Origin of the sequence: Parabacteroides chongii (assembly GCF_029581355.1) — a bacterium.
Taxonomy (GTDB): Bacteria; Bacteroidota; Bacteroidia; order Bacteroidales; family Tannerellaceae; genus Parabacteroides; species Parabacteroides chongii.
The window spans coordinates 1,274,911-1,301,020 of sequence record NZ_CP120849.1; the positions used below are offsets into that span (position 1 = coordinate 1,274,911).

The following is a 26,110-nucleotide window of genomic DNA, read 5'->3' on the forward strand; positions in this document are numbered from 1 at the left end:
TACGACTTTGGGGACAGGTGTACCACCACTTGTCCCTGTTTTTTACTATTCCCAGGTTGATTTTTAATACGTCATAGGCAATAGATTTAAGTGAAACAATATTTAGTAAATCTCTATGAGACTCTCATTCTCTATCTTATAATTAAAACGATGTACTCCCTGAAGCGCTTTCAAAATATCTTTTACTTCATCGTTCTGCCGGAACTTTCCTGAAACTTTATGATTCAAAGAGGTTGCCTCCTTCAGCTCAAACTTTACATTGTACCACAATGAAAGATAATTAAGTATTTCAGAGAAAGGAACACCGGTAAAACTGAATATCCCGTTTTTCAGATAATCCTCATTGTTAAAAACACAACCGGTCTTTATTAGCCGGTTATTCTCCAAATAGGCTTTTTCATTGGGAGAAAGGATCACATTATTTTCCTGGTTCTCCCTGTCATATACCTGGACCGATCCCTCTACCAGATCCGTTTCGAACCGAGGTGATTCCGAATAGGCAAAGACATTGAACTTCGTACCCAGTACTTTTACATCATACTTTTTCGTCTGGACTATAAAAGGATGTCTGGCATCTTTTGCCACCGAGAAATATCCTTCTCCGTCAAGTTCTACCACACGGTTCTTTTTATTGAACTGGTTGGGGACCCTTACTTTCGTCCGCGGACTAAGCCACGCTTCTGTTCCGTCAGCCAACGTTATATACACACGCTGTCCTTTGGGAACATCGATCAACGTACTGGCTGTATCTTCCAATCCGCTATATTGCGTAAATGCAAACCATGTACCGATGATGGCTATAGCTGCAACAGCCGCGTATCTTAGCGCATATATGGAAAAAGAACGGAATCTCTTCCTTCTTATTCGGGTCTGCAATTCCTCCATTTTCCGGGAACTCCACACTTCATCCCCTTTCTGATGAGCCATAGAAGACAACGCCACCGATATTTGCATACGAGCGTACTCCTTCTTTTCTTCCTCGCTGGCATTAATCTGGTCAAGAAGCTGGTCCTTCTCCTTCAGAGAAAGCTCATCTGTAAAATATTTATTTATTTGTTCATCCATGAACTTCTGAATATTATTGATTTCATAGATACAACGAAATAAATAAAAAACACCCCTAGATGAAAACTAACTTTTTTTGAAAAAAAGTAACTGCTAAATAATAAAGATAAATAAAGGAAGGTAATCTTTCAGTTCGACACGCAGTTTTTTTAGTGCTGTAATCATCTGATTTTCTACAGTTTTAGTCGATATATTCAGTCGTTCGGCGATCTCCCTGTATTTTAGTCCCTCCATCCGGCTCAAGATAAAAACTTCACGACATTTCTCCGGCAGGCTATTGATGGCATTGTTTAAAATGACTTCAATATCATCTGTAGAAAGAGCATTTTCGTCAAATTGCTGGAGGGCATACATTTTCAGTTGTAACTCTTTATCCATCACCATTTCGAACTCTTCCCTCTTCCGTTCCACCAATTTCTTCTGTCTGATAAAATCAATACATCTGTTTTTCACCAATACAAAAAGAAAAGCGTTCAGATTGGAAAGGTTTCCCAATACCTCCTGATGCTCCCACAAGTAGATAAAGATATCCTGAATTATATTTTCAGCATCTTCCGTCGACAAAACAAACTCACGGGCAAAGCGGACCAGTTTCGGAAAGTATATCGAATATACTTTTGAAAAATCAGGGGCATTTCTATATATGGCATCCTTTTGCATGTGAAGTCTATGATATTTGTTAGAAAGTTGATCTCATGCAGACAAAAGTATAGAATTATTCTATAAGATACGTTTTTTGCATAAAAAAAGACAAGCCTGCTCCTACAGGCTTGTCTCTTCAATCAATATTAATAAAAAGTTTTTTACTAAATAGTATAATATTCTTCCCACCCTTTACGCGGAGGCTGGCCGGAAAGCATCCGGTTAGCAAAATCGTCATTGACGATCTCTTTCGTCTCACGATCGAGCACCAGCTTACGATTCAAGCGCTGAGCCAATACTCCTAGACAGAAGACCTGGCTTAACGGACCGGCAATGGAGAACGGTGAACGTGTCTTTTCCTTTCCCTGGCAAGCCAGCAGGAAGTTGGCATAATGATTCGACGGGCTTTTCTGATATTCCGGAAGAGCCGGATTCAAATCCTTCGCAATCTTATCCGGAATGACAGACAAGGTACTGCCATGAGAACCACCTTTGAACGTCAACGTTTTCGTATAAATCTCCTTACCCGGGTTCAACTTCATCAATTGAAGTTTACCTCCGGCTACAGTCGGTATATTCGGGTCGACATCAGAGGAACCAAAGTTTTCCGGTACAGGAGGAATATTATCCAAACCATCATACCAGGTCACATCTATTGCCGGCATATTTCCCCTTTCAGGGAATTTGAACAGGATCGTGGAAGACATCGGGAAGAAGAATGGATTATGATCTTTCAAATATAAAGGATTCACTTCCGAGGGCAATCCCATATCCAGAAATTCATGAGCCGTATCGAGGATATGTGCTCCCCAGTCTCCCAGCGCGCCCATACCGAAATCATACCAGCAACGCCACTGTCCCATATGATAATCATGATTATAATCATGGTGCTGCACTACACCCAGCCAGGTATCCCAATCCATTGTTTCAGGAATCGGTTCACCCATCGGCATATGTTTAATATTCGGATTCCAGCCATGCCAACGGCGCGGAGAGTTCATATGAGCTGTGATAGCTGTCACATCCTTGATCAATCCGGCTTCTTTCCAGGCTTTGAACTGGAAGTAATTTGCTTCCGAGTGTCCCTGGTTACCCATTTGTGTAACAACACCGTATTTCTTTTCACCCCGCATCATCAGTTCTATTTCCTGGAAAGTACGGGCCATCGGCTTTTCTACATATACATGTTTGCCATGAGCCATTGCTTCCATCGTAATCGGGAAATGAGCATGGTCGGGAACGCCTACCGTTACAGCATCGATCTTATCCGCCATTTGGTCGAACATCTTACGGAAATCCTGGTAACGAGGAACTTTCGGAAACATAGAGATCAACTCCTGCGTATGCTTTGCCCCCATATCCACATCACAAAGGGCTACGACATTACACAATCCGGTTTTATACAATTCTTTGGCAATCTCACCTCCCCGGTTACCAATGCCAATAAATGCAATATTTACTTTTTCGTTCGCACTTACGAACGGTACGCCCGGCATTGCACCCGCCTTCGAAGGGATCCAAAACGAAGGAACTGCAGTTGCTGCCGATAAAGCCAATGCCCGCTTCAGAAACGAGCGGCGTGAGATGTCTTCTGATTTCATGGTATTTTATATTAGATAATTAATTGTTTGCGCAAACATTAAAAACATCAACTTCGCAAAAATAGATATTTTTTACTGATATAAAAGGGTTTGTAGAAGAAAGTTCTTAAATTAATCCAATACAATTGCCTTCATCCAATAATTTCGTCCGCACAATAAGATTGAAAACTCCTGTCTTTTTTACCTGTCGATAATTATGAACAAGCCTGTTGACAATTGTGGGCAGGTTTGCTGACAATTGTCAACAGGCTTGCCCACAATTATCGACAGGCGATTAGATTGGCAACTGATTCTGGTTGCCACGTATAGTTATTCAAGTCACATTACATTGTAATCACCAGATATTCTGCGTTGTATGACTGGTCAATACTTCTTCTACCCGCTGCTTATAGGCTTCAGCTCCTGCCACTATATTTCTGGAAGCATCTCCACTACCCATTCCATAGACAACCAACGGTGTATTCCAGACCATTCCGGCATGTATCGCACATCCCTGATAAGGACGCAAAAGTTCATCCATTGTAAAACAATTTCGTCCGCCACTGCGGTAAGCTGCATATTCCGACCCTGTTGTCGTGACGATCTGCAACGGTTTACCGGCTACGGCAGGTGTCTTCGCCAACGAAGTGAAAACTTCATCCAGCCACCTTTTCAAAAGCGAAGGAGCCGACATCCAATGAAAAGGGAACTGAAAAATAACCATTGAAGCATCAGAGATGATCGTACTCCACCGATTTACATCAAAAGACTGATTCTGATATTCATACAGATCGTATACCATCACACCGTCAATATCCTTTACTGCATCGGCTAAAGCTTTGTTTGCCTGTGATTCTTTCAGGTTAGGATGAGCCAGAAGAATTACTACTTTTTTCGAACCGTCATTCATATTATTGCTTTTTTATAATGTAAAGTTGTATTCCTGTTATGTTTTCACCTTATTACTTAAATAACAACTAATTACAAAGAAAGGATTTTTGAGGATCAAGAAAAAATAGCGAGACGCCATATTTTAACATATAAAAACAATTATAGAAAAAGAGTGTCTTTCGATTAAATTCAAATACAACATAGTGATTTTTAAATATATAGTTACATTATAATGTTTTTTATTATGATATTGTTCTAGTAGAACTCTTTCATAATTTCTTCAAAAACCAGATTAGCAGTTAACATTTCACTTTTTGATTATATTATTTAATAACTAATTACAACTAATTTGAGACAAAATTAACCTTTTTAGCGCACACACTCATCTTATTAATCTTCCTAAATTAAATTTAGTCTATTTTAAGCCTGTATATCAGCTTTCTTTTTGACAGAATTCCATAGTTCTACTAGAACTACGATTAATTCAATCATACTTAAACAAATTATACACACATCTATTTTTACTTATAAATCAAACGCTTATGTCTAAAAGATTGAAATTTCCGAGCTTAATTTTGCTTGCCGGCGCATTAGCTTCTCCAGTAGGAGCCTACGCTGACTTATTGCCCGACAAGCAAAGTGTAAACATTTCCCAACAGAGTGGGAAACTTACAGGAATCGTAGAGGACGCATTGGGTCCTGTAATCGGAGCCTCCGTAGTAATCAAAGGCACCACTAATGGTATTATGACTGACCTCGATGGCAAATTCACACTGGAAAATGTCAAAAAAGGACAGGTATTACAAATTTCTTTTGTCGGATATAAAACAAAGGAAGTTGCTTACAACGGACAGGCAACGCTGAAAATCTTTCTGGAAGAAGATTCACAGGCTTTGGATGAAGTTGTAGTAACTGCCTTGGGTATGTCACGTGACAAAAAATCACTGGGTTATTCCATGACCGAACTGAAAGGAGATGAAATCGCCAAAGTAAACTCTCCTAACCCGATCAACGGCTTGCAAGGTAAAGTGGCCGGTGTACAAATCAACATGGGTAACTCCGGTCCGCAATCTTCACAACGTATCATCATCCGTGGTAACACTTCTTTAGGAGGTAATAACCAGCCGATTTTCGTGATCGACGGTATTATCATCGACAATGAAGTAACAAAAACCGGTCAAGGTCAAGACTGGGGTAACGATTTGAAGAACTTGAACTCCGATGACTTCGAGTCTATGTCTGTCTTGAAAGGTGCTGCCGCTACCGCCTTGTACGGTTCGCGTGCTGCCAATGGTGTAATCTTGATTACTACTAAGAAAGGGCGCAAAGGTGAAGGTATCGGTATTTCCGTTTCTCACACACAACAATGGGAAAAGATTTATGCAACCCCCGATTTACAAAATGAATTCGGTTCGGGTTCATCACCTGTGTGGGCATTGAACGAGGATGGCACAGAAAACCGTTATACCTCAGCCGGACGTAGTTTCGGACCGCGTTTCGACGGCAAGCCGTTCTATGTAGACGGTCAGGAAATGAACTATTCTGCCAAAACAAACAACTTGCAAAATTTGTATAAGACCGGTCGTTACATGAACACGAACGTGGCATTGCAAGGTGGTTCTGAAAAAAGTGCATTCCGCTTTTCTTATTCTAATCTGAATTCCGATGGTTTGACTTTCAACAACGAGTTTAAACGTAATTCATTCAGCTTAAACGCGTCACACGATATTAGTTCTCGTTTGAAAGCAGAAGGTGGTTTCTCTTATATTGAATCAACGGCACAAAACCCGACTCGGCAGGGTGGCTCAGGATCTCCGATCTACGACTTCATGTACAGCATCGCCCGTGAATATGATACAGACTATTGGCTGAAAGACAAACGTTATATCAGTCCGGCAGGCGACGGTTACAACTCAATGGACCCGTACGGTTACTCTAAAACCATCTACGATTACCTGGAAAACATCTACACACAAGATGAAATGAGTGTACGCGGATACTTGAATCTGGATCTGAAATTATTGGATTGGTTGTCTGTAAAGGTAAAAGGTGACATCTATAAATTGTACACTACCAACGAGTCAAAAGTAATGGCAACAGGCGCCAGTAAATATGACGGGGCAGCTTACAAAATTCATGAAAATAAGAAAGACCAGTACAAGATTACCGGTATGTTGACTGCCAACCATTCGTTCGACGACTTCAACATTAGTGGTAGTGTGGCTGTTGAGCAGTGGGACACAAAGAGTGGTTATCATAAAACCGATTCAAAGAACGGTTTGCGTGTGCCTGGTCTGTTCGACATGACCAACTCTGTACAACGAGCTGAAACAGAAGTAAGATACAACACCAATCGGAAACGTATCAATTCTATCTATGCTTTCGCCAATATGGACTATAAAGGCGTTTACTTCCTGGATATCACCGGACGTAACGATTGGTCGTCTGCATTGATCTACGAAAACGGTACAGGTAATACTTCTTACTTCTATCCGTCGGTAGGTGCCTCTTGGTTATTTGTTGAAGGCCTGCGCGAACACATGCCGGAGTTCATCTCTTTCGGTAAGTTAAGAGCTTCTTACGCCATTGTAGGTAATGACTGTTCACCGTATTTAACGACCGGTACAGGTTACTATGCTTTCGACAACACATTCGATAATCAATTAAATAGCGGAACCTATCCGTATTACAAATTCGATAAGGATGAATTACCTAATTTAAATTTGAAACCAGAAAAACAGCACTCCATCGAAGTTGGTTTGGATATGCGTTTCTTAAAGAACCGTTTAGGTTTCGACTTTGCTTGGTATAAGACCAATACAAAGAACCAAATCTTAGGTTTGCCAATCGCATCTGAATCGGGTGTAGGCAAGCGTTGGATCAATGCCGGTGACATCCAGAACAAAGGTATCGAGTTATTGATCACCGGTACTCCGATTGAAACGAAAGATTGGCGTTGGGACTTGTCATTCAACTTGACACGCAATACAAATAAAATCGTTTCCCTGTTTGAAGGTGTTGACAAATATCAGTTGTTAGGTGGTGGTACAGATACACAAGGATGGGCTACCGTAGGTGGTTCTTACGGTGATATCTATACTTCGTATGGTTACACACGCAACGAAAAGGATGAAAAATTACTGAATGCAGACGGTTCTTATCCTCGTTCAAACAAGAGTGTAAAAATCGGTTCTCTGCAACCCAAGTTCTTGTGGGGTGCCAATACTTCCGTAAGCTGGAAAGGTGTTACAGTAAATGCAGTAATCGATGCCCGCTTCGGTGGTGATATCTTCTCTGCTAGTTATTACTATGGTATGAATTCCGGTAATATCAAGTCTTCACTGGCCGGTCGCGATACGCAATATGGCGGTCTACCTCGTACATTGGCCGACGGAAGAACAGTGAACGACGGTGTCATTCCGGAAGGCGTATTCATGCCTGGCACAGAAATCAAAGGTGTGGACGTTTCCGGTATGAGCTATCAGGCTGCTTACGAAAAAGGATTGGTTGAACCGCTGTCGGCTTACAAGTATTACGACAATGTATATAGTTGGTCAAGCGGTATCCGTGAAGAAGGTATCCACAAATGCTCATGGATTGCTTTGCGTGAAGTTTCCGTACATTGGCAATTACCTAAAAAATGGGTAGAAAAAGCATATATGCAGAATGTAAGCGTCGGTTTGATGGCACGTAACTTAGGCTTCCTGTACAACAGTCTGCCCGACAACATTCATCCGGAAGGTTTGAACACAACTTACAGTTCCGAATATATGGAAAGTGGTGGTGCGGTATTCTCTCGCAACATCGGTTTCAGTGTTAATGTTTCATTCTAATCAAACGTATAGTCAAATGAAAAAGATTAAATATTATATTTTCGGTGCTTTAGCATCTATAACTGCATTGACCTCCTGCGATGCAGATTTTACCGAAATCAACAAGAATCCCGATACGGTGTATGAGGTCGATCCGGAAGTATACCTCTATCAGGTAGAAAACGCCATGCTCAATGCCGGAGAAACTTGGGCAGATTCTTATGCCTGCCGCTTACGCTGGATGCAGTATTGTACAGGTATCTGGGGCTATGGAACGGTAAACTTTACAGAGTGTGCCGGATGGGGAGGTACAGTCTACAGTAACTACAATACTGCAGGAAAGTACGCAACACATATCCCTTATTACATCCAGGCAAATTTACCGGAACAGGAAGCAGCTTACAGCAACTTGATAGAAGTAGCCCGTGTCCTGCTGATCACCAAAGGTATCCAAACCTCCGACGTATACGGTTCATTGGCTTATACAGACGCCTGGGGAACACGTAACGGACGTCCGGAAATCCTCGAACCGGCATTTCAAACACAAGAAGAGTTGTACACCATCTGGAATCAGGAGCTGAAAGAAGCGGCCAATAAACTAGCGACCGCTACAAGCCAGATTTCTTTCAAAAATTACGACTTGGCATATGGTGGCGACATGTCCAAATGGGTGAAAGCGACTAATGCTGTCCGCCTACGCCTGGCTTTGCGCCTGTTGAACCGGAAACCGGAAGAAGCTAAAGCCATTGCACGAGAAGTATTGTCATCCGGTAATATATTCGACAACATCGATGATAGCTTCGTCCTTTATTTCGATAATCACTGGACTACATTGGGTGACTGGCATTCGGTCATAGACATGGACCGTGCCTCTGTTTGCTTCATGAATTATCTGAAAAAGTACAACGACCCGCGTAAACGTCTGTTCTTCCAGATCAACAACTTGACTCCGGAAAATGTCGCTGCATTCAATGCACTGGAAACAACAACTCCTAAACAAATCATTCCGACTGATTTGAGCCGTTGGGAAGGTGGTCATGTAAGTTATGATTTGCAGGCAGAAGACGTTTGCCGTACTTCGCGTTATCTGGATGATATCGACATGCGTCCGATGAATCGTCCGCAGACCCGTCTGTGGAAGGGAGCACAAGACGAAGGTACAGCAGGCGGTTGGGTACCATTGGTAACATACGCAGACTTCTGTTTCATGGCTGCCGAATTTACATTGGAAGGTGTTGCCAGTGGCAAGACTGCCCAGGAATGGTATGAAGAAGGAGTAAAAGCTTCTTTGAAATTCTGGAGCAAGATAGCTGACTATTGCAAAATCAACAATTACGAAGCTATTACAGATGCTGAAATCGAGGAGTACATGGCACAAGAAGGTATCGCTTGGAACCCGTCTATGGCGAAAGAACAGATTTATTGCCAGACTTGGATAGAACACTTCAAAAACAACAATGAATCATGGGCGATGTACAAACGCGTAGGCTATCCGAGTACAACCTCTACTCTAGTCACTTGGGAACCGATCCATGTATACGGCGAATTACAGCAAGTTCCACGCCGCAAAAAATTCACTATGCCGGCAGATGGTTCTCCTAACTATGCTAACCAGGTAAAACGCTTGGAAGATATGCAAAAGGAATCTAACTTCGGTCGTTTGGATAGCGAACATGGCCGTGTTTGGTGGGAAAACTAAAGAAACCCAAAACTAAGTATTCAACATAATTGATGAAAGAAGAGAGGTGACCGCAATGGTCACCTCTCTTAATAAATTACTTAAAATACATAAAAATCCAACAAGACAAGATAAAACAAGAGACTGATCGATTTTATCATCGATCAAAAATTAAAAGAGATTAGAATTATTGTATTTCTCATCTTCAAATTTCTTTATTGCAAACAAATAAAATAAATATAATATGAATAAAAAAATCGCCTATTTAGTTATTACAATAGCTACATGTTCCTTTATCAAATGGAATTTTAATCAACAAGTAAATGCAACTCCCATATCTGACCTTACTAAAAGTAATATAGAAGCCTTATCATGGGATACAGAAAAAGAACCTGAAGGAAATTCTTGGTTATATCCTTGTTATACATATATAGAGAAACATACAGAATTTGAAACCACAACAAACATTAGACAATGTGGTAGTTGTAGTTATATGCCAGCAACATTTTGGGCTTATGAAGGTGAATGTAAGGGTTCTTTATAATCAAATATCATTTATTCTTTGTGCATCAATATTATATTCATGCACAGAGTTTAATGTACTAACATTATCAGACCACTTCGAGGAAGAAAGGAATCTTTTTGCACAAAAAGATTCCTTAAATAGTATTATTAGTCCTATCTTCTTAAAGATAAAAAAAAATTCATTATTTATATCATGCAATGATGTCAATTCTAATATGCTATATCAGTACAAAATTCCAGAACTAAAATGTATTGATAGCACAGGTACAAAAGGCTATGGACCTGATGAATTTCAACTATACCCTGTATTTTGTAATACACAAACGGACAATTTGTATATTTGGGGATATACACCTTTTGAAATTAGAGAATTCGACATAAACAATTTCAAATTACAGCAAAAAAGAAGACTATTTTTAGAAGAATACGAATCTTTTAATCAAATGCATATCATAAAAGACTCTATTCTAATATATAGTGCTATACCCGATGAATTTGCAATTAAAAAATATGATTTAATAAATAAAAAACAATTAGGAAAAATAAAAATAAAAAGAGACCGTCATAAAGAAACTTATTTTTATAAAAACAGAGGATGGGTTGCTGCTAATGATTCGTGTATCATATATGCATATGTATATAAAAAGCAAATAGATATATATTCTGTTAATAAGTTAAATTTAAAAAGTAAAATAGTAAGTAATATTCCCAAAAACGATATTGTTATTGGTGATATAGAAAACAATGTCAAACATTATATAAATATAGTGGCTGGGGGAAAATATTTTTACGCTTTATACATGGGATTCTCACGAAGTAATCCCAAATCTTATTATACACTAGAAAAATATGACTACAATGGTAATCCCATAGCGAAATACAAGTTAGATATTGCTCCTATTTTGTTTGATATTGATGAAGAAAATAATTATATGTATGGTTACAATTTTCAACACGAGGACTTTATTATAAAATATAATTTATCTCTATAAAATTATGAAATTCTATTTTTTCATACCAATATTTTTCTTATTCACATCCTGTTTTGATGTGAATAAGAAATCAATCGAATATTATTTCAAACAAAAAGGAGATTCTCTAAATATTAAATCTTATCAATTCATCAAGTCAAATTCTACACAATTTGAATTAGATAAATGTTACGCTTCAAAAAATATATTTATATCTGATATTGAATTAGCTTGCAATACTTACAAAAAAGTTCTAAAAACAAATAAAATCCCTTTGAATATTTTTTTTGAATACCTATTACCACCAATCATTTATAATGAACCTATAGAAGAGTGGAGAGAAGAAAGCTCAAATGAATTAGCTTATTTATCAGATAAATCCTTTCAAGAAATATGTGACACTCTAAATTATCAAATAAAAGACGACTATAAGTTTGGAGAAGATAATTTTTCATATTTAACAATCGGATGGAACGCCTTAAAAAATTCAAAAATAGGTGATTGCTTTCACATTGCAAAATTACTCGTTTATCAATATAGATCACTAGGAATTCCTGCAAGTATTGATTTCATATATGGATGGGGAAACTCTACAGGAAGTCATTGTTGGGGAGTTGGCTATATAAATGGAAAAATGAGACCATTGATGGAAACCCAAGACAATGTAACCATATACAGTCCTTTCATTCTTTTTGAAAATAGACAAGACATAAAAAAATCCATCTATAGATATCCTGCAAAAGTTTTTCGAAAAACCTTCTCTTTCAATAATGAATTACTAAAATTGAAAGAAGGACTTAAAGTAGAAGACATTCCTCCTATTTTAGAAGACTGTAAAGTTACAGATGTAAGTACAGAGTATTTTTTAACAGTAACTATTGAAATACCAAATACAACGCCTAATAAATTAATTTATTTATCAACATATTCTAATAAATGGAAAACCTCCGTAGTTCCTTGTTACTTAAAAGAAGGATTTGTTACTTTTAGAAATATAAAAAGTGATATGCTATATATGCCAACATATTACACTAAACATAAAAATATTCCCTGCGGGAATCCTTTTATTGTTAATTCCAATGGTTATTGCAAAGAACTTGTTCCAAATGAAAAAGTATTAGAAGATATTGTCATCCACTATTTATATTCTCTATCTATTGAATATACTTATGGTCTGCAACATAGAACTGAATTACCTGATAATTTCATATCAGATTTGTTTAATAACAAATCAAGAAGAAGACCAATAAATGGGGATAAATATATTTTATGCAGTTGGATTCAAGGAAAATGGAGAGCTATATCTCAATGTATTGCTACGAATAATACACTACATTTTCATCATATTCCAACTAATTCTTTACTTATTTTACAAGACAAATCAGGGACAACTATTGGTAGATGTTTTACGTATGAGAAAGGAGAACTTTCCTGGTGGTAAGTTTTCAAACAAATAATGTTTGTAACATCAATTTTATAATCATGCATAGACATAGCCTCAAACAGTTACTTCATATAGCCTTCATACTTCTTACAATATCTCTGGCCCATTCTCAAACCATAAAAGAGGGAAACGCCTTGATGTTCTTCCCTGAAGGAGGTTTTTTACTTCCCGACGAACCTTGCAAGGTCGCTTGTAAAGTATTGACAGAAGACAGCGTTTCCGGATTTATTGTTGATGAAAACAAAGATTCTATTGCTCCGCTGTTATTTCATACAACGAAATATGCGTTGGCACAATTTACACCTCAAAAGGGAATGAGATATTATGCCTATTACCGGGGAAACGACCGGCAATGGATGTATACGGAACTACCGCCGGTAGAGGAGAATGCGTATGCCCTATCCGTCAACCAGACTCCTAGCAAACTGATTGTAGCCGTACACGGAAAATCAAATCATCCTCAAGCACCTTATCGGTTAACACTTCGCTCTGGTGAACAGATTTATTATCAAGCAGCATGGAATCCGCAATCGCAAGACTTGATATTCGATAAATCCAAGTTCCTTTCTGGCATTCTACGCATCGAACTAACCGATAAACAAGGGGAAAGAATCAGTGAACGTCCTGTATTCTTATTGAATAATAATCAAATAGCTATTTCCAATACGGTCAACAAACAGAAAGAACATTTGGAGCTGATATTAAAACTGACTTTTCAAGATCAACCTTTAACCGGTTCTTATAGCGTATATGTGACAGAAAGTACAGGAAACCATTCATCAAACCAATTGTTTGCCTTATACCCGACAGACGATATGCAACAAAATCTTGAATATATATCTTCTGCTTTTCAGGAAAAGATACAACAAAACATACGCTTATACGATCTTTATATGTTATGCAAAACTGTCCCTCAAGATATGCAAACCATCCAGTTGGAAGAAGTTTCCATCAAAGGGACTGCCTCCCAAAAGGAAGAACCGGCAAACGTGTACGAGCAGTTTGTCGATTATACTCTTTCACAAAAACAGATTGAAAGAACGATGCCAACTCACATTTTCGACCTGATACGTCGTCTGCCTGGCGTATATATCAGCAACAAGCGGGTACTTCTGCATCGGACGAACAAGCCGGTCGGATTGGTAATCGATGGCATCATCATTGAAACTGGCAACGAATACAATGCCGAAAATTTTTTAAGCTACTACGACAATATTGAACCGGCAGAGGTAGAAGAGGTCAGCGTAATCAAAGGTGGCAGAAGGTCAGTCTTAGGTCCAACAGCATTCAACGGCTTGATCTATATAAAGACTAAGAAAGGAAAACGTGTAAAGAAAACCATTGCCCGACAAACCGAAGAGATCATCCAACAAACTGAATACGCAGACACTTCCAATGAAAAAATCCTATATACCCATCCACTACAGCCGCTTTCTCCCCAAGGAGAATTATCTATACGGATGCCCATCAAACAGCTACATAGCGAAACATTAACAGTCTCCATTCAGGGAAATACAGAAGAGGGAATCATGATACAAGGAGGCGTTCAAATCAAGATACCACGTTAATAAACCATCAGACATGCCGTAACTTACAGAAAAAATCATTTACTTTGCAGGTCGATAATAATTAATTATACTTATGGCACAAGAAGATGTTTTCAAGAAATTAGTTTCACACTGCAAAGAATACGGATTTGTATTTCCTTCTTCGGAAATATATGACGGCTTAGGAGCAGTGTATGATTACGGACAGTATGGCGTAGAGCTGAAAAACAATATAAAGAAATACTGGTGGGACAGCATGACCCTGCTTCACGAAAATGTAGTAGGCATCGACTCCGCTATTTTTATGCACCCGACTATCTGGAAAGCATCCGGCCATGTGGACGCATTCAACGACCCTTTGATCGACAATAAAGATTCAAAGAAACGGTATCGTGCCGACGTGCTGATCGAAGATTACCTGGCTAAGATCGACGAAAAAATACAGAAAGAGGTAGACAAGGCGGCTAAAAAGTTCGGTGAAGCATTCGATGAAGCTCAATTCCGCGCTACCAACGGCCGTGTACTGGAACATCAGGCTAAACGCGACGAGATACACACTCGCTTTGCAAAGGCGCTGAATGACTCTAACTTCGAAGACCTCCGTCAGATCATTATTGACTGCGAAATAGCCTGTCCTATCTCCGGAACACGCAACTGGACAGAAGTACGCCAGTTCAACCTGATGTTCTCTACAGAAATGGGGTCTACAGCCGACGGCGCATCTAAGATTTACCTGCGTCCGGAAACTGCACAGGGAATTTTCGTGAACTTCCTGAACGTACAGAAGACAGGCCGTATGAAGGTGCCTTTCGGTATCGCTCAGATCGGTAAAGCGTTCCGTAACGAAATCGTTGCCCGTCAGTTCATCTTCCGTATGCGTGAGTTTGAACAGATGGAAATGCAGTTCTTCGTTCGTCCGGGAGAAGAAATGGAATGGTTCAAGATGTGGAAATCGACCCGTCTGAAATGGCATAAAGCCATGGGACTGGGCGATCAGAAATATCGTTACCACGATCATGAGAAGTTGGCTCACTACGCGAATGCTGCTACCGATATCGAATATGAAATGCCGTTCGGTTTCAAGGAAGTGGAAGGTATCCACAGCCGTACAGACTTCGACCTGAGCCAGCATGAGAAATTCTCTGGCAAGAAGATCCAGTATTTTGATCCGGAATTAAATAAAAGCTATACCCCGTACGTTATTGAAACATCTATCGGTGTCGACCGTGTATTCCTGAGTGTTATGGCGGGATCCTACTGCGAAGAGACACTCGAAAACGGTGAAACACGCGTCGTATTGAAATTACCGGCAGCGCTGGCCCCTATCAAGCTGGCCGTATTGCCGTTGGTAAAGAAAGACGGGCTTCCTGAAAAAGCGGAAGAGATCATTAACATGCTGAAATTCGATTTCCGTTGCCAGTATGATGAAAAAGATTCTATCGGTAAGCGTTACCGCCGTCAGGATGCCATTGGAACTCCGTACTGTATAACAGTTGACCACGATACTTTGAAAGATAATTGTGTAACGATCCGTTTCCGTGATACAATGGAACAGGAACGCGTAAGCATCGACAAGCTGCACGAGATTATCTCTGAAAAGGTAAGTATGAAGTCATTATTAAAAAAGATAACTGAATAAATTAAATGAAGAAGTACCTGCAAATCGCGTTGATGATTTTTTGTGTGTCCGTAGTCTTTACATCCTGTAAAGATGACGACAATAATGATGATGCAATTGTTGAAGCACGGAAGCTGGAAAATGAACAAGCTTTCGCAGCAAAGGCAAATGACCCGGATTTCTTTAAAGTGAGTATACAAGGAGCGGGAGACAATTTTGTTTATGCCAAAAGACTCAAGGAAGGAAATGGCGATCCTGTATATTACACAAGTCATGTAAAGACCTACTACAGAGGCTGGCTGGCAACAAAAACAAGAGATGATTACTTCGACAAAAAAGAGTTCGAAGATGGTGATCCGTTCCTATGTGCAGTAAGCCCGCAATATGCCACCTATGACGGCTACGGAAACGCAATTGCAGGTTCTGTCATAACCGGCTGGACCATTGCTCTCCAAAACATGAAAGTCGGGGATAAATGGGAGATCTGGATTCCGCAGCAATTAGGATACGGAACACAGGATAAAGGGGATGATATACCTACATACTCAACATTAGTTTTTGAAATTGAGGTCGTAGAAATATCTGCTGTTGTAGGGAAATAAAACGATTAAACCGGAAAACAATATTGGTTTATACAGAAAAAGGAGCTTCTTTCACGAGAAGCTCCTTTTTTATTATTTGAAGTTTGTATAGTCTGCTATAATGCAGACCCCTATAAACAATTAAAGCCTGTCTCACGACAAGCCCTAACCAAACTTTGTTAACCTTAAATCTAATACTATTATGAAAAAACCACAGTACAAAGATACGCCTGCAGCAAGCTTTTGTCAAGTCTTTTCAGACTAATAAAAGTTAAGCATAACACTTGTTCCAGTCAAATTTTGTTACCGAACACAAAACTATATAGATTACAATCAAATTCTACTAAAATTAACAGCTCGAAGCCCTAATTTCAGTAGATTTGATTGAATCGACATGGAGCTTATTTTATGAACTTCAAACATTCGGAATCCTGTACGGAAGTGACCGCCTGAACCAGGAATACACCTTTGGGCAGATCAGCAATATTGATGTCATAGCGGGTTTGAGGATACAAAGCCGGAAGCCTTTTCAGTAATGTACCCTGTGGCGAGTAGATAAGAATATCTTTCAACTCCTTTTCAGTCTGTATGAATAAATGATCATCCTTCACCCAACCAGATACTTTCTTATCCGGCGTAGTAAGTTCGGACACACCCGTCCCGGAACCTTTCTTATCTATTCTGTACAACCTCACGCCGCAACCAGGCAAAGAAAAAGGAATCTCCTCCCCTTTTAATGACACATCCTGACCGGTCCACAGTTCTTTGATACCTTTCACATCAGAAGAAGTAATTCCCAAACGGGACAACTTTATATCCTCCGATACCGACTGGGCATTATAATTAAATGCAGCCACATACATATAATCATCTGTATCCAACATAAAGAGATTTTCCCCCCGATTTCTTCCCCAGCTGTTCTTTCCTGACGCCTTTGCTCCTTCTACCGGATAAAAAGATTTACCGATACGGGCTATATCATTCACATCGGCATTTGTCGCAAACTTCTCTGCCTTCTGACGGGCTGCAAGATCACCGATACAAGTTCCTTTCTGGCTGAAATTATCTCCCAGAATATATGTTCCGGTTATGACTCCGGAGGTGATGCGCATACGGTTCTCATCTTCGTTATAAGCATCTTTATGAAGTACCAGATGGTCGGCATCATTAAAATTATAGACTTTGTCGAGCCACCAGCCATAAGAAAGTCCGTTCATTACATATTCGGTATCTTCTTTCGCTCCCCAGGCATCGCAACTGATACGACGGGAATTCCCGTATTGCGCCGGAAAAGCAGGGGCAATCGATAAAGCCATAAACATATCATCCCCGCACAGCTCCGTCAGATACTTCATGCCGCTGTTATACGCCTGTACACCGGTCGTAACATTCTTATCATAATAAGAGTCCGCTTCAAGGATCGCATTGTTCAGGAAGTCAAATTTGATATATTTATATCCCAGTTCCTTAAAACGGTTGATAAAGTAGCTCATCCGTTCACGAGTTCCGGGATGTGTCGGATCCAAAGCCCTGGAAGCTATCTTTTTAGGTTTTCCGTTCACATACAGGTAAGCCTCTCCGTATCTGTATTGGCTGCCATCCATCGTGCGGCTACCGTCTTCTCCCCAGTCGGAGAACGGCGCCCAATAGATACCCGGAACCTGCCCGTTATCGACACATTGTTTGGCAAATGCTTTCAACTGGTAATCATTCAGGTTATCCCAGTAAGAATCGAGGATCACATAAGCCGTACCGTCATTATTGAAATGATTCGGTTGCAGGTTCGTGCTGATATAGTCGGAGACATCGAGAGCACCGGTAAAATTCAGTTTCTCGGCCATTGCACCCCAACTGTTCCATCCGAAAATATTTCCTTTTGCCCATTTACGGGGAGGAGCAACCAACGCATTCGCTTCACCGTATGCTTCGAGCCCTTTGCGCCAGTCGTCGAACATACCGACCAAGAGCTTCGGAGATTTCAGTTTCGTACCGGAAATGCTGCCATGAGGTTTTGAACCTGTGGCATCGATATCGTGAGTAAGACGATGGCTGATCCCGCCAAAACATTCCAGGCGGTTCAACTGCTGGTTGTTGGAAGTTGAATAGCGTACGCCGGTCTTCCACGTATCATGTTCAACGGAACCGAGCACCAATCCTTCACGTGTATCGCCAGAATAGATGGAAGTGACCTCGAAAGAGACAGAGTCTACCGACAATGCCAATGAGGAATAACCGATCCAGGCATCATTGTCGAACGGTACGGATAAAACACGATTGGAGGTACTTGCATTCAGAAAAGAACTGGCAGTCTCAGTAACGATCGGAGCAATATAATTACTCGACGTTGCAGTCTCCGAAACGATATAAGCTTCTGTCAGAAAGTAACTTTTATCCGGATAGAAATAGAACGACTGTTGCAGAGCCGGCTTTCCATCGTGTGCAGCATAGGTAAATGTGTACTTATGCCCGGCACCGAAGACATCATCGACAGTTTCTTCCGAAAAAGCAGGCTGTCCGTACTCCGTGCTTCGCAACCATGTTTCTTTTTCTTTCGCCTGAACAAAAACGCCTGCCAGTATAGTCTTTTCTTTATGGATAAAGTCGCATGTCTTTGTGCCTTCGTTATAAACGATCTTCCAGTTACCAGAAGTAATCACTTGCTGTTCACCTGCAAAAGCCTTTGCGCCTAACAAGAGATATACAAGACCCAAAAACAGGGATGTCCCTTTTAAATAATTTCTCATAACCTATTATATATTAGTTTGATTCGGTTTTCATTAAACAAAACACCGGGCAAAGACATACCTTCCCGGTGTTTTTCCTTTACAATCCTTTTGCCTTTAGCATACTAATCTTCAATCGATTACAGTTTCTTCGTAGTTTCTCTGTTTGGAAACTGTAGTTCCCTGCGGAGGGAACTGTAATTTCCTGCCTGGGAAACTCTAGTTTCCTAAGGAGGAAACCGGAGTTTCTTCCTTAGGAAACGGAAGCAACTTTATAGTTATCTGTATCCAGGGTTCTGATCTTCCTGAGTCATATCCGGATTCTGTTCGATCTCTTCGTTAGGGATCGGATAACGAACATTATAATCCTGGATCGTACCAGAGCGTTTCGCCCATTTGTTGCGTTCCTTGATATACTCAACGAATTTGCCTGTACGAATCAGATCGGCACGACGCCAGTTCTCACCCAAGAACTCACGCATACGTTCATCCAATATCTTCACACGGAAATTATCCTGTGACATACCTGCATCCCATTTCTTATCAGCCGGGATACTGAACCCCCATGCACGGTTACGAACTTCGTTCACCTTTTCCACAGCCTGTGCTGTCTGTCCCAGTTCGTTCAGACATTCTGCATAGCTAAGAAGAACATCCGCATAACGAAGAGCCGGTATATTCTTTCCTGAGTTCCACATATTGTTGATACCCAATCCTGAATATTGGTCAGTACGATAGTCTTCGTATTTTTTTACGTGCGGTTTCAATTCGTCATGATCTTCACCAAGATCTTCCCAAGCTACGCATTCATAGTTAGGAACTTCACCATTATAGGTAAAATCGTAACGGATACTTTCTTCTTTACGGACATCACCGTCTTCCCATATACCGCCGTTTTCCACTGTTTCATATCCATACTCGGTAACAACCACATGATCATAACCTGCAAAATAACAACCATCAGTCCACCAGTTCTGTGCTACACGCGAGCCGATCTGGAACTGAATCTGATTACGGTTCGGATTGTTATTAAACTGGAATTCATAAATAGATTCTGCTGTATTGGGTGTTTCATAATTCCACAAATTTGCATAAGGAACCAGCTGATATCCCATACCCATTACCTGTTCAAAAGCTTCTTTTGCCTTGTTGAAATCACGCAAACCAGTTTCTACCGGAGCAGACATATAAGCCTTACCCAACATGGTATAACCAGCTCCACTGGTAGCCCGGCCTGCTTCATTACTTTTCGGTGCGTATTTAGCAGCTTTTTCAAGGTCATTAATAATGAACTGCCATACGTCGGCGAGTGGCTGACGTCCATATCCGGTTTCTTCAATCTTGTCCAGGTCAATAATTGGAATTTCTCCCCAATACATTGCCAGTTCGTAATTGACAAACCCACGTATAAAACAAGCTTCACCAAGTAAAGTCGCTTCTTTTGTACCTTCCACCAAATCCGGAGTATCCAATGCACGGACAATTTTGGCAGCAGCAGTTACAACCGGGAAGCGTTTGTTCCACTGGTCTTTCACCTTACTGTGCAACGAGTTCATATTCGCATCGTAACGGTCCATCGCCGCACCTTCACCACCACCTTTGTTCTGAAGAGCTCCACGCTGAATTTCATCCGTACCGGTCATCAAAAACCAGGCTCTTTCATCTTGACGGGTATTATCCCGCCAAGTGTTGTATATACCTTTCAGATTCAGTTCAATAAACTCGGCATCCGAATAGATTTGTTCTTCCGTTAATGCTTTCTTGTTCTCCTGTGTCAGGAAATCGGAACAAGACGTGGTAATCCCGGCACTTAGCGCCAATGCCAGTAGTCCGATCAAATTATATCTCTTTTTCATAATTGTAATCCTTTTAAATCATTAAAAACTAAAGTTCAAACCAAATACATACATCTTCGTCGGAGGATATCCGTAATCGCCTGTCTCAGGATCAAACCCTTTATAACCTGTCAAACAAAACAGATTGGAGGCTGTAAAATAAACACGCAGATTTTCTACCTTAAGTTGGCTCAATAATGGTTTCGGGAATGAATAAGCCAATGTCAAAGTAGATAAACGCAGATAAGACGCATCCTGAATCGTATAATCCATATCTGACGGATTATAACGGTTATAACCACTGGTTGTATTGGCAATCACACGCGGAACAGAAGCTCCCGTATTATCCGGTGTCCAACGATCCAACAGGTCTACTGAAGCCATGCTTGTTCCTGTACTGTTAATCAAAGTCTCATAGTAAGAGCTGATCTTTTCTGCACCATATGAATAATTGAACACTGCATTCAAAGAAATACCCTTATAGTTGAAATCTGTAGCAAATCCACCGTAGAACTTCGGATCTTTCTTACCTACCACTACGCGGTCAAGCTGGTCAACCACACCATCAGGTACACCGTCAGGTCCGGAGATATCCAAAGGATACAAATCACCTAAACTTACGTGTTTTCCATTAAAATCCAGATTTTCCCATTCACTACGATTCGATTCGTTAGCGATACCGCCTGTCTTATAGGTATAAATGTTATTCAAAGATTCGCCCAGGAAGATATTCTTTTCACGATCAGACCCATTCAATATTTCTGTCACATTACCATACAGTTTTGAAACCTCGTTCTTATCGAAAGAGATATTGGCATTCACATTCCATGTGAAATCTTTTGTCTGTATCGGAGTTGCACTAATAGTAGCCTCAAAACCATTATTCTTTACAGAACCAATATTTTCCCATGTTTCGCTGTAACCAGAAGTTAACGGCAAAGAGTGTTTCATCAACAAGTTATCATTCTTGATAAAGAATCCGTCCAAAGAAACATTCAAACGGTCATTAAAGAATGCCATATCCACACCGATATTGGTTTGTTTCTGTTTCTCCCAGGTAATACCAGGTGTACCTCTCAAACCGCTGGTTGCATAAGAAGCCTGTCCGTTACTTACAGAAGAGAAATACAGTGTCCGGTAAGCATAATTTTCAATATCCTGATTACCAACCACACCATAACCTACACGCAACTTCAAACGATCAAAAATATTCTGATCTTCCATAAATGCTTCATTCGTTATATCCCATGCAGCCGAGAAAGATGGCAAAACACCCCAACGATGTCCTTCTGCAAATTTAGAAGAACCGTCGTAACGTGCTGTAGCCGTCAAATAATAACGCATGTCATAGTTGTAATTCACTCTACCTAACACAGAAACCAGGGTATTTCCTTTGAAATCAGAATCGAGTTCCTTTTTGTCATTTGCTGCCGCACCTTTCAGGTCGTTCCACAGCAAATCGTCACTGGCAAAACGGTCACCTTGTGCTTTGGTATAGTTTTCTGTATTTTTGGTTGTACTTGTACCAAACAGGAAATTCATACGATGTTTGTTGATCGTCTTGTCGTATGTGATTGTATTATCCCACTGCCAGTTCAACTGTGACCATCTTTCGTGTTTTGCGCGTGCATCCCCATTATAGTGGCGGATTGCTTCCTGAATATAAGAAGGCGTATATTCGAACCAAGTCTGTGAAGAAACGTCCAGTGCAAATGTTGAACGGATATTCAATCCCTCAATCGGGTTGATATTGATGTAATTGGAAGAAAGGAAACGATTACGGGCACGTTCGCGAGCTACTTCCTGTGAGTTGAACGGGTTATAATCATTATTATTACCTTCATTGTGCACACGATAATACAGTGTCAAATAGTCCCAAGTGTAACGAGTTGAAGGGTCACGGAACGGTTCCGGGTTCAATAACGGGTTTGCATTCAACGCCTTGTCGTACACATCATCTGTCGGCAAATTGTTTTCCGTACGAGAGAAAGAAGAGTTTGTACCAATCTTTAACCACGGTTTAATCATAGTTTCCGCATTAATACGGCCAGAATATTTCTTTTCTTTTGAATCGCCAATTAATCCGTCGATATTAGCATAGTCGAAACTAATATAAATATTGTTCTTTTCCGTTGCATTAGAGAAACTTACGGAATGGTTCTGCTGGAAACCGTTGCTGATTACCTCATCCAACCAGTTATAGCTCTTACCTGCACGATAAGTTGCGAACTCATCATCAGAGAAAGCCGTATTGGTATTCATCAATGTACTGTTTATATAATCCTGACGGTTTGCAGTTGGATTATCATGCATATACCCATTGGCAAAAGCATCTATACGCAAATCAAACAACTGCTGTGCATCCATTGTCTTCGGACGTTGGGTAATTTTTGAGAAACCAACCCAACCGTCGTAAGTAACGCGTCCCTCACCGATTTTACCTTTCTTAGTCGTGATAAGAACAACACCGTTAGCACCACGTGATCCGTAAAGGGCCGTAGCCGAAGCATCTTTCAAGACCTGTACGGAAGCCACATCATTCACGTTGATGGCGTTAAAACCACCGTAACCGTTACCCATAACCAAACCGTCGACAACGTAGATCGGGTCTGAACCGGAATTGATCGTATTCACACCACGGATCTTGATACTTGAATCGTCACCCGGACGAGTTCCTTTGGTGATCAAAACACCGGCTACACGTCCCTGAAGGGCTTCATTGACGGTCGTTACCGGTCTTTCTTCCAACACTTTGGAATCAACATGTGCAATAGCACCTGTCAGGTCGCTTTTCTTCATGGAAGCACCAACGATAACTACCTCATCGATCGATTGTGAATCTTCCGAAAGCGATACATTGATAACCGGCTGGTTACCAACTTTCACTTCTTTCGTGTCATATCCTATATAACTGATCACCAACGTGGCGCCGGGCGATGCAGTCAAAGAATATTTTCCATCCATATCCGATATAGTCCCTTGCGTTGTTCCCTTGAGAACAACGCTCGCTCCCGGGAGCGACTCCGACGTTTTCGCGTCGGTGATTGTACCTGTAATCGTTATGCTTTGTGCAAAAGCAGTACCGCAGCATAACACAAGCATCATCAAAATACTAAAAAGCTTGATCTGTTTCATAATTGATAATTTAAGAACATTAGTTGTTTTCAATTTTATAAAGTAACGCATCCTTGGCAGGGATTGTCACTGTTATTATTTCCTTGACAGGTTGTTCATATCCGCTCCAAAGCTCTTTCGCCCGGTAAGTAACGGTTGGCTCCAGTCCGAGACGTTCAAGCGAAACTGTTGTGTTCATTTCTTCTTCCGAGTAATTAAAGATAGCGAAATAAGACGTTCCGTCTGCATCATGATGAATAAATTGATTTTCAGAACGTTCGCCATTCCCTTCCACCGGAGTAAACGAAATGCCTTTGGCGACAGCATTCACCCTCTGATTGGTCATGAATTTCATAGCACGGTCTTTATCTATCTGTTTTCCGCCTTTACTGAAATCATCTCCAACGATATACAAACCGGTAATAGCACCGGAAGTCATACGGGCACGGTTCTCACCTTCGGTCGCTTCACGCAACACCAGATGGTCGGCATCATTATACTGATACACTTCATCCTGCCACCAACCGTAAGAAAGGGCATTCAGCGTATATTCCGTATCCTTGATCTTATTCCAGGCATCGCAGGCGATACGACGTGAATTTGCATAATGGGCAGGGAATACAGGAGAGATCGACAAATTAATGTACATATCGCCGAAGTACTTATTCAACAACTGCATACCGTAATTGTAAGCCTGGATACCTGTCTGAATTTCCGGATTATACCATTTGTCGGCTTCCATGGCTCCATGTGTCATAAAGTCCATCTTCACATATTTGAAGCCGCAACGGTGGAACAAGTCGGAAGTCTTCTTCATCATCTCCTCGATGGCCGGATGAGTCGGGTCGATCGCATAAGCGCCGTCCAGTTCCTGCGGCTGACCGTTTGCATACAGATAGACATCTTTATACTTATAATCAGGAGCACCGTCGATGGTTCGTTCCGGATGTTTACCCCAATCGGTAAAAGGCGTCCAGTACACACCGGCGATCTGTCCGTTAGCCGCACAATGATCTACGAAATCCTTCAGTTCCTCATCTTTAAAGCTGTTCCAGCCGGAATCGAGACCGATCGTCACATTGCCGTCCGTATTTACAAAATGATTGTTTTGCAAATTATTCTTGAAGAAATCGGATACTTCCAACGCCTTTTGGTAAGTAAGATTGAACTGAAGTGCTCCCCAGCTGTTCCAGCCGAAAGTAACGGCACCCGGCCATTTCTTTACAGGAGCCACCACCGCATTCGCTTTTCCGTATTCTTCCAGTCCGGCACGCCAGTCGTTAAAGAAGCCGACAAATACTTTCGGGGATTTTACTTCTTTACCTTTCAGTGCACCATGTGCTTTCGAATCGCGTGTCAACGTATCGGCAACACCACCGAAACAAACCAGCGAACCGATATTATTACGGTCACCCTGAGTCATATCGATACCGGTTTTCCAGTCGAAATGTTCCACCGAACCGATCACAAGTCCTTTGCGATCATTATTATTAAATACGGTAGCCACCTCATAACTACGTAACTTATCGAAAGTCAGCGGATGAGACTGATAACGGATCCAGCAATCGTTATCGAAAGGCTGGAATAACGCACGGTTATCCCCTTCGGCAAGTAAAGCAGGCATACGGTCGATGTTGACCGGAGCCATATAATTCGATTCGACATCGGCATCCCCTCCCTGAAGAGTAAATTCCGTCAACAGATAATCTTTCTCCGGATAGATGTAGAAAGATTGCACCAGTGTAGGCAGGTTACTGTCGGTATAAGTGACCTGCAATAATGACCCTTCGCCGAAAGCGTCGCTGATAGCGGTTGCTTTCGACCGGCTACTCTTGTAGTCACGGGTGGTGACCAATCTGTCGCCCAGTTTGTACGAAGCGTAGACCCCATCGGAAAGAAGCTGATTCTCTTTCTCGATGCGATGGCCTTTCTGAGCCTGATCGTAGCTGACCGTCCATTTTCCCGAAGAGACGGATGGTCCACCACAGGACACAAGCAGGGCGAGCAATAATAGCAGATTTAAATTGATGAGTTTCATGTATTGATAATTAAATGTGTGTTTTCAAATGTGGTCCGGCTGTATT

16 protein-coding genes are annotated in these 26,110 nt (G+C 40.9%); 8 read left to right on the top strand and 8 right to left on the bottom strand.

Annotated features, from left to right (window positions below; translation table 11 throughout):
* Positions 1 to 102: 102 nt before the first annotated feature.
* The 4 genes from P3L47_RS05090 to P3L47_RS05105 all read right to left on the bottom strand — a co-directional run bounded on the left by P3L47_RS05090 (position 103) and on the right by P3L47_RS05105 (position 4,197).
* On the bottom strand, positions 103 to 1,065 hold the full coding sequence (locus tag P3L47_RS05090) for a FecR family protein (protein WP_277782895.1): 963 nt from the start codon (positions 1,063 to 1,065) through the stop codon (positions 103 to 105).
* A gap of 93 nt (positions 1,066 to 1,158) precedes the next feature.
* Positions 1,159 to 1,725: an RNA polymerase sigma-70 factor gene (locus P3L47_RS05095; protein WP_277782896.1), complete on the bottom strand. Its 567-nt coding sequence runs from the start codon at positions 1,723 to 1,725 to the stop codon at positions 1,159 to 1,161.
* Positions 1,726 to 1,871: 146 nt separating this feature from the next.
* Complete coding sequence (locus tag P3L47_RS05100; RefSeq protein ID WP_277782897.1) at positions 1,872 to 3,308, bottom strand: Gfo/Idh/MocA family oxidoreductase; 1,437 nt, start codon at positions 3,306 to 3,308, stop codon at positions 1,872 to 1,874.
* Positions 3,309 to 3,642: 334 nt separating this feature from the next.
* On the bottom strand, positions 3,643 to 4,197 hold the full coding sequence (locus P3L47_RS05105) for an NAD(P)H-dependent oxidoreductase (RefSeq protein WP_277782898.1): 555 nt from the start codon (positions 4,195 to 4,197) through the stop codon (positions 3,643 to 3,645).
* Between the two features lie 523 nt (positions 4,198 to 4,720).
* Here P3L47_RS05105 and P3L47_RS05110 point away from each other — a divergent pair.
* The 8 genes from P3L47_RS05110 to bamJ all read left to right on the top strand — a co-directional run bounded on the left by P3L47_RS05110 (position 4,721) and on the right by bamJ (position 16,375).
* Positions 4,721 to 8,011 carry a SusC/RagA family TonB-linked outer membrane protein gene (locus P3L47_RS05110; RefSeq protein ID WP_277782899.1) on the top strand — a complete coding sequence of 1,097 codons (3,291 nt, stop codon included), beginning with the start codon at positions 4,721 to 4,723 and terminating at the stop codon, positions 8,009 to 8,011.
* Between the two features lie 16 nt (positions 8,012 to 8,027).
* Positions 8,028 to 9,689: a SusD/RagB family nutrient-binding outer membrane lipoprotein gene (locus tag P3L47_RS05115; RefSeq protein ID WP_122362184.1), complete on the top strand. Its 1,662-nt coding sequence runs from the start codon at positions 8,028 to 8,030 to the stop codon at positions 9,687 to 9,689.
* A 223-nt stretch (positions 9,690 to 9,912) separates the two neighbouring features.
* Positions 9,913 to 10,212, top strand: a complete 300-nt coding sequence (locus P3L47_RS05120; RefSeq protein ID WP_122362183.1) for a hypothetical protein — start codon at positions 9,913 to 9,915, stop codon at positions 10,210 to 10,212.
* Complete coding sequence (locus P3L47_RS05125) at positions 10,184 to 11,185, top strand: TolB-like 6-bladed beta-propeller domain-containing protein (RefSeq protein ID WP_277782900.1); 1,002 nt, start codon at positions 10,184 to 10,186, stop codon at positions 11,183 to 11,185. The genes P3L47_RS05120 and P3L47_RS05125 overlap by 29 nt, the downstream gene beginning before the upstream one ends.
* A 58-nt stretch (positions 11,186 to 11,243) precedes the next feature.
* Complete coding sequence (locus P3L47_RS05130) at positions 11,244 to 12,605, top strand: transglutaminase-like domain-containing protein (RefSeq protein WP_277782901.1); 1,362 nt, start codon at positions 11,244 to 11,246, stop codon at positions 12,603 to 12,605.
* Positions 12,606 to 12,646: 41 nt separating this feature from the next.
* Entirely contained in the window at positions 12,647 to 14,176 is a 1,530-nt protein-coding gene (locus P3L47_RS05135) for a TonB-dependent receptor (protein ID WP_277782902.1), read from the top strand.
* Between the two features lie 73 nt (positions 14,177 to 14,249).
* A complete protein-coding gene (locus tag P3L47_RS05140) occupies positions 14,250 to 15,794 on the top strand; it encodes a glycine--tRNA ligase (protein WP_122362178.1) in 1,545 nt (514 codons plus the stop codon).
* 5 nt (positions 15,795 to 15,799) lie between these two features.
* A complete protein-coding gene (gene bamJ, locus P3L47_RS05145; protein ID WP_277782903.1) occupies positions 15,800 to 16,375 on the top strand; it encodes a BamJ family beta-barrel-assembly machinery protein in 576 nt (191 codons plus the stop codon).
* 380 nt (positions 16,376 to 16,755) lie between these two features.
* On the opposite strand, the gene P3L47_RS05150 is transcribed toward bamJ, so the two are convergent.
* From P3L47_RS05150 to P3L47_RS05165, 4 genes are all read right to left on the bottom strand, one after another.
* Complete coding sequence (locus P3L47_RS05150; protein ID WP_277782904.1) at positions 16,756 to 19,098, bottom strand: alpha-galactosidase; 2,343 nt, start codon at positions 19,096 to 19,098, stop codon at positions 16,756 to 16,758.
* A gap of 257 nt (positions 19,099 to 19,355) precedes the next feature.
* On the bottom strand, positions 19,356 to 20,933 hold the full coding sequence (locus P3L47_RS05155) for a RagB/SusD family nutrient uptake outer membrane protein (RefSeq protein ID WP_122362175.1): 1,578 nt from the start codon (positions 20,931 to 20,933) through the stop codon (positions 19,356 to 19,358).
* Between the two features lie 21 nt (positions 20,934 to 20,954).
* A complete protein-coding gene (locus P3L47_RS05160; protein WP_277782905.1) occupies positions 20,955 to 24,047 on the bottom strand; it encodes a SusC/RagA family TonB-linked outer membrane protein in 3,093 nt (1,030 codons plus the stop codon).
* A 19-nt stretch (positions 24,048 to 24,066) separates the two neighbouring features.
* On the bottom strand, positions 24,067 to 26,064 hold the full coding sequence (locus P3L47_RS05165; RefSeq protein WP_277782906.1) for an alpha-galactosidase: 1,998 nt from the start codon (positions 26,062 to 26,064) through the stop codon (positions 24,067 to 24,069).
* Positions 26,065 to 26,110 lie beyond the last annotated feature (46 nt).